General features: G+C 35.7%; 16 protein-coding genes and 1 other RNA gene. 13 read left to right on the forward strand and 4 right to left on the reverse strand.

From position 1 onward, the window contains the following. Positions 1–6: 6 nt before the first annotated feature. From DN392_RS20540 to DN392_RS20560, 5 genes are all read left to right on the forward strand, one after another. Positions 7–510, forward strand: coding sequence for a cell wall elongation regulator TseB-like domain-containing protein (locus DN392_RS20540; protein ID WP_000758745.1), 504 nt, complete (start codon positions 7–9; stop codon positions 508–510). 18 nt (positions 511–528) lie between these two features. Beyond that, positions 529–1,716: an aspartate transaminase AspB gene (aspB, locus tag DN392_RS20545; protein WP_000761545.1), complete on the forward strand. Its 1,188-nt coding sequence runs from the start codon at positions 529–531 to the stop codon at positions 1,714–1,716. 122 nt (positions 1,717–1,838) lie between these two features. Then, positions 1,839–2,546: a DNA replication protein DnaD gene (dnaD, locus tag DN392_RS20550; RefSeq protein ID WP_000728534.1), complete on the forward strand. Its 708-nt coding sequence runs from the start codon at positions 1,839–1,841 to the stop codon at positions 2,544–2,546. 15 nt (positions 2,547–2,561) lie between these two features. Continuing rightward, positions 2,562–3,209, forward strand: a complete 648-nt coding sequence (gene nth, locus DN392_RS20555) for an endonuclease III (protein WP_046958931.1) — start codon at positions 2,562–2,564, stop codon at positions 3,207–3,209. A 3-nt stretch (positions 3,210–3,212) separates the two neighbouring features. Continuing rightward, positions 3,213–3,731, forward strand: a complete 519-nt coding sequence (locus DN392_RS20560; protein WP_000442672.1) for a YpoC family protein — start codon at positions 3,213–3,215, stop codon at positions 3,729–3,731. Between the two features lie 23 nt (positions 3,732–3,754). On the opposite strand, the gene DN392_RS20565 is transcribed toward DN392_RS20560, so the two are convergent. Next, positions 3,755–6,451: a PBP1A family penicillin-binding protein gene (locus tag DN392_RS20565; protein WP_088321468.1), complete on the reverse strand. Its 2,697-nt coding sequence runs from the start codon at positions 6,449–6,451 to the stop codon at positions 3,755–3,757. A 66-nt stretch (positions 6,452–6,517) separates the two neighbouring features. Next, positions 6,518–7,120 carry a Holliday junction resolvase RecU gene (gene recU, locus DN392_RS20570; RefSeq protein WP_088321467.1) on the reverse strand — a complete coding sequence of 201 codons (603 nt, stop codon included), beginning with the start codon at positions 7,118–7,120 and terminating at the stop codon, positions 6,518–6,520. A 103-nt stretch (positions 7,121–7,223) separates the two neighbouring features. Here recU and DN392_RS20575 point away from each other — a divergent pair, with 103 nt between their 5' ends. Beyond that, on the forward strand, positions 7,224–8,249 hold the full coding sequence (locus DN392_RS20575; RefSeq protein WP_071743578.1) for a DUF2515 domain-containing protein: 1,026 nt from the start codon (positions 7,224–7,226) through the stop codon (positions 8,247–8,249). A gap of 309 nt (positions 8,250–8,558) precedes the next feature. On the opposite strand, the gene DN392_RS30480 is transcribed toward DN392_RS20575, so the two are convergent. Next, a complete protein-coding gene (locus DN392_RS30480; protein WP_001982922.1) occupies positions 8,559–8,735 on the reverse strand; it encodes a hypothetical protein in 177 nt (58 codons plus the stop codon). An 85-nt stretch (positions 8,736–8,820) separates the two neighbouring features. Between DN392_RS30480 and DN392_RS20580 the strand changes: the two genes are divergently transcribed. Both DN392_RS20580 and DN392_RS20585 read left to right on the forward strand, forming a co-directional pair. After that, a complete protein-coding gene (locus tag DN392_RS20580) occupies positions 8,821–9,063 on the forward strand; it encodes a hypothetical protein (RefSeq protein WP_001252042.1) in 243 nt (80 codons plus the stop codon). A gap of 15 nt (positions 9,064–9,078) precedes the next feature. Then, the gene (locus DN392_RS20585) at positions 9,079–9,423 is read left to right on the forward strand and encodes a YppE family protein (protein ID WP_000872967.1); all 345 of its coding nucleotides are present in this window, start codon (positions 9,079–9,081) and stop codon (positions 9,421–9,423) included. A gap of 25 nt (positions 9,424–9,448) precedes the next feature. Here DN392_RS20585 and DN392_RS20590 read toward each other — a convergent pair whose 3' ends face one another. Further along, positions 9,449–9,640, reverse strand: a complete 192-nt coding sequence (locus DN392_RS20590) for a YppF family protein (protein WP_000242661.1) — start codon at positions 9,638–9,640, stop codon at positions 9,449–9,451. A gap of 177 nt (positions 9,641–9,817) precedes the next feature. Here DN392_RS20590 and DN392_RS20595 point away from each other — a divergent pair, with 177 nt between their 5' ends. From DN392_RS20595 to rnpB, 5 genes are all read left to right on the forward strand, one after another. Then, on the forward strand, positions 9,818–10,342 hold the full coding sequence (locus tag DN392_RS20595; protein ID WP_061672435.1) for a YppG family protein: 525 nt from the start codon (positions 9,818–9,820) through the stop codon (positions 10,340–10,342). Positions 10,343–10,497: 155 nt separating this feature from the next. After that, positions 10,498–10,908: a CotD family spore coat protein gene (locus DN392_RS20600; protein ID WP_088321466.1), complete on the forward strand. Its 411-nt coding sequence runs from the start codon at positions 10,498–10,500 to the stop codon at positions 10,906–10,908. 56 nt (positions 10,909–10,964) lie between these two features. Continuing rightward, on the forward strand, positions 10,965–11,519 hold the full coding sequence (locus tag DN392_RS20605) for an SLOG family protein (protein ID WP_000862919.1): 555 nt from the start codon (positions 10,965–10,967) through the stop codon (positions 11,517–11,519). Between the two features lie 97 nt (positions 11,520–11,616). Beyond that, complete coding sequence (gene gpsB / locus DN392_RS20610) at positions 11,617–11,955, forward strand: cell division regulator GpsB (protein WP_000622425.1); 339 nt, start codon at positions 11,617–11,619, stop codon at positions 11,953–11,955. Positions 11,956–12,042: 87 nt separating this feature from the next. Further along, an RNA gene (gene rnpB, locus DN392_RS20615) (RNase P RNA component class B) lies at positions 12,043–12,433 on the forward strand. Positions 12,434–12,468 lie beyond the last annotated feature (35 nt).

Consider the following 12,468-nt stretch of genomic DNA (forward strand, 5'->3'; position numbering starts at 1 on the left):
GATACAATGAAAAAGTGGATCTTTGCAATCGTTATCGTAATCGTTGCTAGCGGAATATATGGGGCGTATGTTTACAATAAAGCAATGGAAAAGAAAATCCATAAAGAGGAAAAATCTGTAGAAATTGCAAAAGAAAAGGCAAAGCTTACAAAAGTAAAATCTGTTGATTATTATAATGGAAATTCTTCATATACAGTCGTACAAGGTGTAGACGAAAAAGGAGAACAAATTATTGTTTGGGTGCCTAATAAAAAAGGGAATGTCCTTGTGAAGAAAAAGAGTGAAGGTATTCCTGAAAAAGAAGCTTTGCAAAAGTTGGCTGAACAAGCTACAGGAAAAGGTGATGAGCCAAAGCCAAAGCCAAAAGAAATTATAAAAGTAAAATTAGGTGCTCAAAACGATATTCCGTTGTGGGAAATTACATATATTGATCAGGAAGATCGTTATACGTATTATTATTTAGAGTTTCAAAATGGGGCTTATGCTGGTCACTACAGCATTGAAAAATAGATGTAGGGGGAACTACAAATGAAATTAGCAAAGCGAGTAGCTGCTTTAACACCATCTGCAACTTTAGAAATTACAGCAAAGGCACAAGCATTAAAAGCAGAAGGTCATGATGTAATTGGATTAGGGGCAGGAGAACCTGACTTTAATACGCCAGAACATATTATGGATGCTGCACATAAAGCGATGTTAGAAGGACATACGAAGTATACACCAACAGGTGGATTACAAGCGTTAAAACAAGAAATTGTGAAGAAGTTTACACGTGATCAAGGAATTGCGTATGATCCATCTGAAATTATTGTATGTAACGGTGCAAAGCATGCATTATATACATTATTCCAAGTGTTACTTGATGAAGGAGATGAAGTTATCATCCCAACTCCTTATTGGGTAAGTTATCCTGAGCAAGTAAAGCTTGCTGGAGGTAAGCCAGTTTACGTAGAAGGCCTGGAAGACAATGAGTACAAAATTACAGCGAAGCAGCTGCGTGAGGCAATTACAGAGAAAACGAAAGCAGTTATTATTAATTCACCGAGCAATCCAACAGGAATGATTTATAGCAAAGAGGAATTACAACAGCTTGGAGAAGTATGTTTAGAACACGATATTTTAATCGTTTCAGATGAAATTTATGAAAAATTAATTTATGGTGGAGCAGAATATACTTCGATTGCCCAGCTTTCTAATGCATTAAAAGAACAAACACTTATTATTAATGGTGTATCTAAATCTCATTCTATGACAGGATGGCGTATTGGATATGCAGCAGGAAATAAGCAGCTTATTAAAGCGATGACGAACTTAGCGAGTCATAGTACGTCAAACCCTACTTCAATCGCTCAATACGGCGCAATTGCAGCATATGCAGGCTCACAAGAACCTGTAGAAACAATGCGTCAAGCATTTGAAGAAAGATTAAACATTATTTATGATAAATTAATTCAAATCCCTGGATTTACTTGCATTAAACCACAAGGTGCATTTTACTTATTCCCTAATGTAAAAGAAGCTGTAGCTTTATCAGGATACGAAACTGTGGATGATTGGGCAAAAGCTCTATTAGAAGAGGAAAAAGTGGCTCTTGTACCAGGTACAGGATTTGGTGCTCCAAATAACGTTCGTTTATCATATGCGACATCTCTTGAACAAGTAGAGAAAGCATTAGAACGCATTCATACGTTTATGAAAAGTAAAGTGCAAGCTTAATTGTATATTTTATTAACGCAATACAAAAAAACCTTCCTACATAATAGGAAGGTTTTTTTGACGAATTGTGGCAAAAAGAAATAGCGAAAGGTGTGTTATACTAGAGAGCGAGGTGTTTGGTGATGAAAAAGAAAATGATGTTACAGTGGTTTGAGCAGGGAAGCATTGCAATTCCAAAATTACTTATGATGCATTATAAAAAATTAGGGTTAAATGAAATGGAATTTATGGTTGTACTTCATGTACACACATTTTTAGAATCGGGCAATTCGTTTCCGACTCCGTCAGAGATTTCAGAACGGATGACGATTACTGAAATGAAATGTATGGAAGTAATTCAGACATTGATTCAAAAAGGTTTTTTATCACTAGAAGGTGGACAAAAATCAGAAGCGATGATGTGTGAAAGTTATTCTTTACAACCGCTATGGGAAAAAATATTGCATTTCTTAATGAACGAATCAATAGAGGAAGAACAAAAAGAAATAAAACAACTGCAAGTAAATTTATATACAGTATTTGAAAAAGAATTTGGAAGACCACTTTCTCCGTTTGAATGTGAAACGTTGGGTATGTGGGAAGATCAAGATCAACATCATCCGAATTTAATTCAAGCGGCCCTCAGGGAAGCTGTAATGAGCGGTAAGCTTAATTTCCGATATATTGATCGTATTTTATTTGAGTGGAAAAAGAATGGTATTAAAACAGTAGATCAAGCCCAAAACCAAGGACGGAAATTTAGAGCAAATCAACAACGAACGCAGCAAACGACAAAACAAGAGACGAAATTTACTGGGAAAGTGCCTTTTTATAATTGGTTGGAGCAGTAATGTAGGAGGAAGTATATGTTAAATAAAACGCAAATTCGCTATTGTTTAGACACAATGGCGGATATGTATCCAGAAGCACATTGTGAATTAATTCATGATAATCCATTTGAATTAGTAATCGCGGTGGCGTTATCTGCACAATGTACAGATGCACTTGTAAATAAAGTGACGAAAAATTTATTTCAAAAATATAAAACACCGGAAGATTATTTAAGCGTGTCTTTAGAAGAATTACAACAAGATATACGTTCCATTGGATTGTTTAGAAATAAGGCGAAAAATATTCAAAAATTGTGCCAGATGTTGCTAGATGATTATAACGGGAAAGTTCCAGAAGACCGTGACGAGTTGACGAAATTACCAGGAGTAGGAAGAAAGACAGCGAATGTAGTTGTTTCGGTTGCATTTGGAATTCCAGCGATTGCTGTTGATACGCATGTAGAGAGAGTGAGTAAACGGTTAGCGATTTGTAGGTGGAAAGATTCGGTGTTAGAAGTAGAAAAGACATTAATGAAGAAAGTTCCGATGGATGAATGGGGCGTTACACATCATCGTATGATTTTCTTTGGGCGTTACCACTGTAAAGCACAGCGACCACAATGTGAAGAGTGCCGATTACTAGAAGTGTGTCGTGAAGGAAAGAAGCGAATGAAGGGGAAATAAAGGATGGAGCGAGTTATAGAAATACCGAAAGAATTTCGGTGTTTACCATTTTTTACAGAAAGCGTAACTTCGATTATGTATCATACAGATCAGTCTTTTGAAGAAATAATACAAAAGACTTACTTTATATTTGATATTGAAAGACAATATGAGCCGTGGAATGAAATTGAAAATAGTATTCCTGTACTGTTGAATGTATGGAAAAGTAAGCATGAAGACATTGCTACACTATTTCGAAACAGAAATAAGCAAGAAGCTGAAGGTCCAATGATTCTTTTTGCGGCACATTTGTTATCGATTATATATTGGCTAAATGAGCAACCTGTTCATAGTTTGAATGAAATGGAAGCTTATACGAGTAAATTGGAAGTACAACCAGTTAATTTTATGGAGCGATATTCGTTCATTATAAAGAAACCGAATAATTATCATTCTTATATTCAGTTAGCGCAGTTGTATATTGAAATAGAAAAGCTATATGTTAAGAAAATGATAACAAAAAAGAAGTCCTTTTCTCGTTAAGAGAAAGGACTTCTTTTTTTGTATTAAGACTCTGTTGTGACAACATTTCCGTCTGCGTGAGGTGTATCTCCTCCGGTATTTTGTTGTTGTTCTTGTTGCTTGTGTTGTTCTTCTTCAGCTTTTTTTCTAGCAGCCTCTTCTTCAGCTTTCTTTCTAGCAGCTTCTTCTTCGGCTTTCTTTCTAGCAGCTTCTTCTTCAGCAGCCTTTTTCTTAGCTTCTTCTTGTTGTTTACGTTGTTGTTCTTGTTGCTGTTGCTGTTGCTCTTGTTGTTTACGCTGCTCTTCATCAGCTTTTTTCTTAGCTTCTTCTTGTTGTTTTTGTTTATCTTCATTAGCTTTTTTCTGTACTTCCTCATCAGCTTTTTTCTTAGCTTCTTCTTCGGCTTTCTTTTTGGCAGCCTCTTCTTCAGCTTTCTTCGGGTCTGGAGTTCCGCCAGGTGCAGTGAAGGATGCACCAATTGCAGGGCTTGTTCCAGTACCTTTTTTCGCTACTACAGAGAAGCTGTAAGTAACGCCAGGTTTAATACCACCAAGAGAAGCTGTCGTACCACTTATTGATAGGCTACCACTTGAACCGTCAGTCGCTTTATAGCTTGCTGCATACGCATCAACTTCTGTTGGTCCAGACCAGTTTAGTGTAACAGTACTAGCGCCATCGAAAGTGACATTAAGACCACTAGGTGCATCTACTTTAATTTGTTTAATTGCATCTTTTTTCGCACCTTTTACGTATAACTCTCCGTTTATTTCTTGTACAGAAGAAGGACGCTCGAAACGGGATTTATCTGTAGCGAATTTGCTCATCATTACTTGGAACATTTGTTGTGCAATTCTAGTAGAGCGATCACCAATGTAATTTTCTGGACCATCCTTTTCGTAACCAGTCCAAACAGCCATTGTATATTGTGGTGTATATCCAGCGAACCAGCTATCTCTATTTGCATCAGCTGGAATACCATATTTTTTAAGAACGTCTTCATCAAAGTTCTGCGTACCTGTTTTACCGGCTACGTCAACACCAGAAACGTATGCTGTTGGACCTGTACCACCAGAACCAGGTTTTACTACGTCGCGAAGAACGTCAGTAATCATGTAAGCTGTATAGTCTTGCATCGCACGTTGTTCTTTCGGTTTAAAACTTTTCTTTTTCCCGTCTGGGAAGATGACTTCTTTTACGAAGTGCGGTTTATTGTAGTTACCATCATTACCAAAGGCTGCATATGCACCTGCTAATTGTAATGGAGAACTATCGTTACTACCAATTGCTGTTGATTCATATGTTTTGCCGTCTTTAAATGTCATGCCTAAGCCTTCAGCAAACGCTTGTGACTTAGGAAGGCCAACCGCTTGGGCTGTCTTTAAAGCCGGGATGTTTAATGATTTTTTCAAAGCTTCACGTAGTGAAACGTCACCCTTGTAACTATTTGTTGCATTTCGTATTTTTTTACCATTGGAATACGTATACTCTGAGTCATTTAATTGATGGTATGTAGACCATTGTAAATTCTCAATTGCTGGACCGTAGTCGAAAATTGGTTTCATTGTTGAACCAACTTGGCGTTTTAAATCAATGGCCATATTATGACCTTTGAAAGTAGACTTACTTTCTTTACGCCCAGCTCCAATTGCTCTAACTTCTCCAGACTGTGTATCCATAAATACGAATGATCCTTGGAATTGATCATTCGGATACTTAATAAGGTTCCCATCCATAATTTTATCAGCGTAATCTTGAGCATCTTGATCAAGTGTTGTCTGAATCGTTAAACCGTCTGAACCGATATTTATATCCGGATATTCCTTTTCAACTTCCTTTACAACAGCATCTAAAAATGCTTGATACTTCATTTCAGTTATTTCTGAAGATGGAAGAAGTCCTTGTGTTACAGGGATTTTTATTGCTTCATCCATTTGTTGTTTTGTAATAAAATCATGGCGCTCCATAAATCCTAGTACAAGATTGCGCCGCTTTGTTGCTCGCTCGACATTTTCTGGTTTAGTTGGATCATAAATGTTAGGACCTTGGGGTAAAGCAGCGAGCATTGCAGCTTCATGTAATTGTATGTCTTTTAAATCTTTGCCGTAATATTTTGTTGCTGCTGTTGCAATACCGTAAGAGCGATTACCTAGATTAATCTTATTTAAGTACATTTCTAAAATTTCATGTTTAGAGTATTGTTGCTCTAATTTGTAAGATAAGTACCACTCTTGCACTTTTCTCTTTGCAGTTTTGTCCATCGTTAGAAAATAGTTTTTGACTACTTGTTGTGTAATCGTACTACCACCTTGAGATCCGAACCCTCCAGTGACATTTTCCATAACTGCTTTTGTAGTTCGTTTAAAATCAATTCCATTATGATCATAGAAACGTGAATCCTCAGTTGCAAGGAATGCACTTTCAACTACCTTTGGAATTTGATCATACGTAACGTGGGTTCGTTTTTCAGCACCGTATTCATAGAAAAAGTTCCCATTCTTATCAAGAAACTTTGTTGATAAAGGATTGACAAGTTTTGATTTGTCTAATTTTGGAGCGTCCTTCACCATAACAAAGAAAGCGGAAACGCTAGCTACAAGACCAACGATACCAAGAAGTAGACAACCTATAAGGAATTTTTTAAAAAAGGAGCCTTTTTTCTTTGGTTTTTCTTCTTTATTTGTTTCTTGCTTTTGATTTTTTACATGATTTCGTTCTGTACGAGAACGATAATTATCTGACATTATACTTTCTCCTACCTTTCATTCTCTCCCCCAAAAGTCGAAAAAAGAGCCTTAGTGATGACTCTATCACGAAAAATAAACCGTGTCTAGTACACGGATATAATCAATCCGAGGGTGATAACCGCATGATAATAAAGATCCATGCTCTTCTATTTCTTCTTTCGTAATCGATTTCCGTCCACCAGTATTTTGACGATTCCAAAATGCAATAATATGTTTCGCATCGAGTAAATAAAATTCATCAAAAAGTGTAAATTTAATAATAACAAATGCAACTCCATTATGAGCAATTACTTGCTTCATATGTTCAATTTGATGAAGGTGGAAGTTTTGAAGTGGGAAACTAGTTTTGTTTTTTGTTTCCTTCGCTTCAAAATCGATGTATTTCCCTTTGTATACACCGTTGTAATCCGTTGTAGAAGGTTGTTTAAAATACGCTTCTTTTACCACTGCAGCACTTCGAGCGGGGTAATCTACTTTTACAATTTGAAGAGGTGTAGGTTTTTTATGTACACATGCAATATTATGGGTTAAGTAATATTCATTTGTTTCATTCAATTCCTCTTCAAGGGACATACCTCTATTACTATAAGTATGTTTTTTTATTGGTGTTTTAGGAGGTAGTGAAGCTTGATTGTACCTTTTTCCATTTGGGTAACGAATGGTCATAGTGTGTCCACTCCCAACTTGTTAAGAATTACTTACAAAGGTGATTATATCAAAAAATGAAAAAAGATGTGACCTTTTTGAAGAAAGGTATGATGACTTATTTATGTTTACATGGAATGATTATGAGAAAATTAAACAATATCGTAAAAATATGGTTTGTACAGACGAAGAAAAAACAATCGTTTATAACATTAAGAGGAAAATAGAAATGGCTAATATGGACAACATTTCTCGAACACAGTCTTATCAAGAATATTATGTAAGGAACAGTGAAATTAGGTGGGCCTTTTTAGCAAGTATGGTCTCGAGAAATGCGGGATGGAATATGACTGATTTAAAAGGGAGGTATTATGCTACTGTTTTACCTCAAACAGTAAAAAAACATTTGTTTCTGACTTATGAAGAAGCGAATTGGATTATTTTTTTAGATGCATTTCCTCAGCTATTGTTATACGAAGAAAGTAAGAGGAGGCAGGTACCACTATTCTATTTGTTACAATATTTTAACGTATCAATTTTCATGGAAAAAGAATGGATTTATTTTTGGGAAAAAAAAGATATAAATAGGCTCATGACAGCGCTTATTATAAATGAGCAAAATAAAATTCAAAGACCAGTTATTGAGAATGCATATTTTAAAAAACATGTATTCCATACTGCACTTTTTAAATTGCAAGAAATGCTTCATATTAGTGCTGTTATTTTTCCGACTGTTGAAGGGAGGATGTATGGTTTTTCAGTTTATCAATTTGAAACGTTACAAAAGCGTATAGAACTAGGGCAGAAATTAGCGGAGTTACTGTTTCATCCGAATTATAAAAGTTTATTCCATAGGTTTGCATTGCAAACTATACACACAGGATCAAGAGCAGATTATGAATATTATGTAAGAGAAGCTAGAAAATCTTGTACGCCAGCCCTTAGAGAGGTTTATCCTGTCGTTGCACATAAGGAAATAAGTATGAGAGATTGGTTTTGTAGAGATAAGGAAATAAATGAGTTGTTTCTACTGGAAGAGTATAAGGGTGAAGTTGATATAACAGAATGGTATAAAAGAAAGAGGGAGCAAATCTATGTTGCTTCTATCGTAAATCGTTTTGTTAAAAGGATGGATGAGTTCGTGATATAATAAAAAAGAAGTCCCGTCTTCATAAATGAAGACGGGACTTCTTAATGTGAAGTAATCCTGCCGTGTATGCTAAGAATTTAATCTCAAAACGTAATGAATATAAGAGATTAAGGATGCTTCAGAAATTAGCTTTTTGTAAAAGCGCTAAAGTCTCACTTTATCCCGCTACTTGCCGGGCAGTAAGACCCACGTCTCAAAATTCAGTGAAAGCAAAGAATTTAGGTGTGGATCAACTGCCCGTAAAAGCCCGATTGAGAAGGCTAATAATCAGTGGGGATGAACAAAAAACCTGCGGATTAAAGTTTCACTTTATGTAGCAGGGAAGTTTGGACCATCTAACTTAGGGTTGCCAGTCTCGGGTTTATTTTGTTTGTTTTGTTTTTTCTTTTTTTCGTTTTTGTTCTTTGCCATTTTCATACACCTCCTTTTTGTATTGTTACCATTTCTATAAATGACATACAAAATGATTTCTTTGACGAATAACAACTAGTTTTGTCATGTGAGCAGGAGTGAGGAGTCATTCGGCGAAATTACATGACAAAGGAAAAGCAAAGAAGGGGGCGTTTTGTATATGGCGATGGTTCAGAAGGAAGATGTAATGAAAACAATGGATCAAATGTTAAGTTCTCTCGATTTGCTGGAAATGAATATAGGGATTAGAATGAATCATGCATTGAAGGATACGAGTGAAAAAATATGCAATAAAATAGAAATAACAGAAATGCATATTGAGCATATGGAAAATAAATTAGTGCATCACGAAGAAAAAGGGAATTGGGTGAAGGCATTTCAAAACGTCGTAGTGAGTGCATAATAAGGTGGGAATAAAATGAAGTATGAAGCATTAATACAATCTTCAGAAAAACTCATGCAGTATAATAATGAAGCGAATGTGAAAAAAAGAGAAATGATTGAGTACGATTTTTATAAGGATATGAAACCATTTGTAGATATGGTAGATGAGGAATTAAAAGTGTGGAAAGAATTAGCTTATAAATGGATTAAGGAAGAAAAACCGAAGTATATACATGTACAGCAAATTGATCAAGTGTACGATAATTTACAGACAAATGTTTTGCAATGTTTTGTAAATAAAGGTAAAGGTAAGCGATTCTTTGAAACACATCAAGCCATTTCGTATACTTTGCAAAATATAATTGAGCAATGTAAGTAACAAGAGGGGAAACCCTCTTGTTTTTTTATGCTTCTGTCATTGTTGTAGGCTTTGTTGCACCGTTTATTTCTAATTCTTTTATTAATGTTCGGTAATCTGAAATGCATATTTTTCCTTCGAGATACCAATGTCTCGCAAAGTCTAACAATTCATTTACATTCTCTGTGTAATACCCCTTTTTTTGAGAAAACGCTTGTTTTAAATCCCCTAATACCATGTTGATTCCTCCCCCATGAGAATCTTCTTCTTCACTATCATAGCATGGAAGGGTTTTCTTTTTTAATTTTTTAAAAATTTAAACTTCCGACAAAAATAGACAGAGACTCCGCCACACAAATTATTTTACAAGTACATATTATATATGTAGAAACTTATGTGAAGGAGGAGAGAATGCATGTTTCAACAATCTAACGTATATCAGCAATCTAATCCATATGCACAGCAAAATATGTACCAATATAATACGGATACATATTTACGGTATAATATGTATCCTTTCGAGCCTAATTATGGAAATCAAAATTATTACCAGCCATTTGAAGTGTCGTTTATGAATCAACCACAACAACAGCAGCCCTATATGGATCAACAGCAGCAACCCTATACGAATCAACAGCAGCAACCTTATATGGATCAACAACAGCAACCTTATATGAATTCACAATACTATATGCCACCACCATCTCCCTATGGAAATCAACAAGCGATGTTTTATCCACCAAAACAACCGTACCCGACGCAGAATAAACAAAAACAACAACAGCAACCGAGTCAATTTTCTAGTTTTGTTTCCCAATTTAAAAACTCAGATGGTAACTATGATGTAAATAAAATGATGAATACAGCTGGACAAATGATGAATGCGATGAACCAAGTGACAGGTATTGTAAAGCAAGTTGGAGGTTTTTTTGGTAAGTAATCTTGGGGGTTGTCTATAAAAAGCATTACGTATAAAGCAGAAGGCTAGACAAATTTCCTTGTAATAAATGGGTATATATAACAAACGGCTTTCTCTCTTTTCTCATATTGTAAAGTGTAGTCAGATTTTTTTAACGAGAGAGGAGAGAAAAAACTATGCATCATTGTCATCCTTGTTTTGGAGGGCATAAGCCTGTAGGACCTATCTGTACAACTGCTCCTGTCATTCATCCGACGAAACAGTGTGTAACACATTCTTTTTCAACAACGGTGGTGCCACACATTTTCCCAACGCATACAACACATGTTCATCATCAACAAATTAAAAACCAAAACTTCTTCCCACAAACAAACTCGAATGTAAATGTTGTAGACCCGATTGACCCAGGGTTCGGCGGCGGATGTGGACCATGTGGTCATGGACATCATGGACATCACGTATCACCATTTGCACCAGGACCAAATGTATCACCATTCGGACCAAACGTATCACCATTTTTACCAAACAATGTATCGCCAGTAGGTCCGAATATTGGACCAAACGTTGGTGGAATATTTAAAAAGTAAATGATATGTTAGAACTAGCGAAATGCTAGTTCTTTTTTTGTAATTGGAGTGTTGATATGAAAGTTATTGCTGTAACGGGATATAAGCCATTTGAACTTGGTATATTTAAAAATGATCATCCAGGGGTGGAATGTATAAAAAAAGCATTGCATCGAAAATTAACTACTTTTGTAGAAGAAGGTTTGGAATGGGTGATAATAAGTGGGCAGTTAGGAGTCGAATTATGGGCTGCTGAAGTTGTTTTTGAAATTCAAGTAGAATATCCAGATCTAAAATTAGCGGTATTTACTCCGTTTTTAGAACAAGAAGAAAGCTGGAAGGAAGATAACCGTGAATATTACGAATGTATTCTCTCTCAAGCAGACCATATTGATAGTATTACGAAACGGAAGTACGAAAGCCCGGAACAATTTAAATTAAAAAATCAATTTTTTATTGAAAAAAGTGATGCACTTTTAGCTGTATATGATGAAGAAAAACCAGGGAGTCCCAAATATATTGTAGAAGCAGCAAAGAAAAAAGGAGAAATAGAAAATTATCACAGTTATTTTATTCTTTTTTCTGATTTACAAGATATAATAGAAGAGGAACAGTGGAATAATGCTGAGTAATATGTAATATAGTACTCGTATATATGATTGACAAAAGGCATTGTTTCTGAAAAAATTTAGGTAATGAAAGTTTTGGCAAAAATTTGAGGTGAAGAAAATGATTTCGGATAAAATTAAATTAACGGCGAAAGATATTTTAGAAAAAGAATTTAAAACAGGCATGAGAGGCTATCAACAAGAAGAAGTAGACAAGTTTCTTGATATGATCATTAAAGACTATGAAGCTTTCCACAAGGAGTTTGATCAATTAAAGCAACAAAATGCTCGTTTAAAGCGTGAATTAGAGGAACAAAAATTAGTAGCAACGCAAGTACCACAACAACCAGTTGTACAAACACCAGTTGCACAACCTGTATATAACAACACGAATACGGACATTTTAAAACGTCTATCTAATTTAGAAAAAGCTGTATTTGGAAGTAAGTTATACGAATAATTTCTAGTGGTAAAAAGGTTAAAGCATTTTACATAGAAAAAAACATTGCAAAATCTTTTTGTTTCCACTATACTAATGGATGTCATAACGTTTGGGTAATCGCTGCAACGCCAACGTTGTAGAGGAAAGTCCATGCTCGCACGGCCTGAGATGGCTGTAGTGTTCGTGCCTAGCCAATTCATAAGCTAGGGTATTCTGGCTGTAAGGCTGGTTTAACGGCAGGGAAAAAACCTAAGTCCTTTCGGATATGGTTTGACTACCTTTAAAGTGCCACAGTGACGAAGTCCTTGAAGAAATGATAGGAGTGGAACGAGGTAAACCCCACGAGCGAGAAACCCAAATAATGGTAGGGGAATCTTTTCCAAGGAAATGAACGATGGGAAAGGACAGGTTGTATAACCTGTAGATAGATGATTGCCACCGGAGTACGAGGCGTGGGCCGTTTGCAGTACAAAGGAACAGAACATGGCTTACAGAACGTTATGAACCAACTATGAAATAACTCAGCTCTCC

Origin of the sequence: Bacillus sp. BB51/4, from assembly GCF_008368845.1 — a bacterium.
Classification (GTDB): Bacteria; Bacillota; Bacilli; order Bacillales; family Bacillaceae_G; genus Bacillus_A; species Bacillus_A wiedmannii.

What these genes read in the sequence shown, in the direction of transcription:
- DN392_RS20540 (WP_000758745.1), top strand. Translation starts at nt 7, where the DNA reads ATGAAAAAGTGGATCTTTGCAATCGTTATCGTAATCGTTGCTAGCGGA.
- aspB (WP_000761545.1), top strand. Translation starts at nt 529, where the DNA reads ATGAAATTAGCAAAGCGAGTAGCTGCTTTAACACCATCTGCAACTTTA.
- dnaD (WP_000728534.1), top strand. Translation starts at nt 1,839, where the DNA reads ATGAAAAAGAAAATGATGTTACAGTGGTTTGAGCAGGGAAGCATTGCA.
- nth (WP_046958931.1), top strand. Translation starts at nt 2,562, where the DNA reads ATGTTAAATAAAACGCAAATTCGCTATTGTTTAGACACAATGGCGGAT.
- DN392_RS20560 (WP_000442672.1), top strand. Translation starts at nt 3,213, where the DNA reads ATGGAGCGAGTTATAGAAATACCGAAAGAATTTCGGTGTTTACCATTT.
- DN392_RS20565 (WP_088321468.1), bottom strand. Translation starts at nt 6,451, where the DNA reads ATGTCAGATAATTATCGTTCTCGTACAGAACGAAATCATGTAAAAAAT.
- recU (WP_088321467.1), bottom strand. Translation starts at nt 7,120, where the DNA reads ATGACCATTCGTTACCCAAATGGAAAAAGGTACAATCAAGCTTCACTA.
- DN392_RS20575 (WP_071743578.1), top strand. Translation starts at nt 7,224, where the DNA reads ATGTTTACATGGAATGATTATGAGAAAATTAAACAATATCGTAAAAAT.
- DN392_RS20580 (WP_001252042.1), top strand. Translation starts at nt 8,821, where the DNA reads ATGGCGATGGTTCAGAAGGAAGATGTAATGAAAACAATGGATCAAATG.
- DN392_RS20585 (WP_000872967.1), top strand. Translation starts at nt 9,079, where the DNA reads ATGAAGTATGAAGCATTAATACAATCTTCAGAAAAACTCATGCAGTAT.
- DN392_RS20590 (WP_000242661.1), bottom strand. Translation starts at nt 9,640, where the DNA reads ATGGTATTAGGGGATTTAAAACAAGCGTTTTCTCAAAAAAAGGGGTAT.
- DN392_RS20595 (WP_061672435.1), top strand. Translation starts at nt 9,818, where the DNA reads ATGTTTCAACAATCTAACGTATATCAGCAATCTAATCCATATGCACAG.
- DN392_RS20600 (WP_088321466.1), top strand. Translation starts at nt 10,498, where the DNA reads ATGCATCATTGTCATCCTTGTTTTGGAGGGCATAAGCCTGTAGGACCT.
- DN392_RS20605 (WP_000862919.1), top strand. Translation starts at nt 10,965, where the DNA reads ATGAAAGTTATTGCTGTAACGGGATATAAGCCATTTGAACTTGGTATA.
- gpsB (WP_000622425.1), top strand. Translation starts at nt 11,617, where the DNA reads ATGATTTCGGATAAAATTAAATTAACGGCGAAAGATATTTTAGAAAAA.